Consider the following 1,004-nt stretch of genomic DNA (forward strand, 5'->3'; position numbering starts at 1 on the left):
GCGGCGTGTTCTGGACACTCAACGAGAGGAGCGGGAGGGAGAGGGCCTTGCCGTGGAAGTAATATGCGCGCATACTAAACATATGCGAACACTTGCCTCCGTCACCCGTGAATCGACCGCCTCGCCCTCGGCGTTCTACGCCCGCTGGGTCGATCACGACTCGTGGCGCGAGTGGTCGCCCGACACCGAGTGGGCGCGCGTCGAGGGTGAGGTGCGGCAGGGGGCGCGTGGCATCCTGAAGCCCGTCGGTGGTCCGCGCACGGCCTTCGTGATCGCCGAGCTCGAGCCCGACCGCGTCTACACCGACGTCAGCCGCGTTCCGGGAGCCCGACTGACGTTTCGGCACCGGGTCGACGCCACCGCGGGCGGGTCGCGGGTGGCGGCCGAGGTGACGCTGGAGGGACCGCTGTCGTGGCTGTGGGCGCGCACCGCGTTCTCGGGGTTCGAACGCTCGGTGCCTGCCGACCTCGACCGGCTCGTCGCTCTCGTCGAGACGGTGCGCGCGCGATGATCGAAGGATGACGACTCCCCTCGACAGTCGGTTCGCCTCCGGCGACGCCAGCCCGGGATTCCTGCTCTGGCAGGTGACGAACCGGTGGCAGGCGGCGATCCGCCGCGCGCTGGCGCCGCACGAGGTCACGCACGTGCAGTTCGTGCTGCTGGCGGTGCTGACGTTCGGCGACTCCGACGAGGGCATGACGCAGGCCGCGCTCAGCCAGCGTGCGGGCGCCGACCCGATGATGGTGTCGCAGGTGATCCGCGCGCTCGCCGAGCGGGATCTCGTCGAACGGCGACAGGATGCCACTGACCGCCGCGCCGTCCGCGTCCGGGCCACGGCCGCCGGGCGTGAGCTGGCGCGCGCGGCGAATCGCGCCGTGGAGGACGTCGACGGGGAGTTCTTCGGGCCTGACGCGACGGCGTCTCGCCCGATGGTCGAGCACCTCGCCGCGGCGCTGGCGCGCTCGCTCGCGTAGGCGACTCTGAGCGTCGAGTGTCCAAGACAC

At 71.2% G+C, this 1,004-nt stretch carries 2 protein-coding genes; both read left to right on the forward strand.

Going from position 1 to position 1,004, the window contains the following annotated elements; genetic code table 11:
* The first annotated feature begins 82 nt into the window (after positions 1-82).
* Positions 83-511 (forward strand): SRPBCC family protein, encoded by a 429-nt coding sequence (locus P2P98_RS12385; protein WP_275800173.1) that lies wholly within the window; start codon positions 83-85, stop codon positions 509-511.
* A 7-nt stretch (positions 512-518) separates the two neighbouring features.
* On the forward strand, positions 519-974 hold the full coding sequence (locus P2P98_RS12390; protein ID WP_275800175.1) for a winged helix DNA-binding protein: 456 nt from the start codon (positions 519-521) through the stop codon (positions 972-974).
* Positions 975-1,004 lie beyond the last annotated feature (30 nt).

Source organism: Microbacterium sp. Kw_RZR3, from assembly GCF_029222405.1.
Classification (GTDB): domain Bacteria; phylum Actinomycetota; class Actinomycetes; order Actinomycetales; family Microbacteriaceae; genus Microbacterium.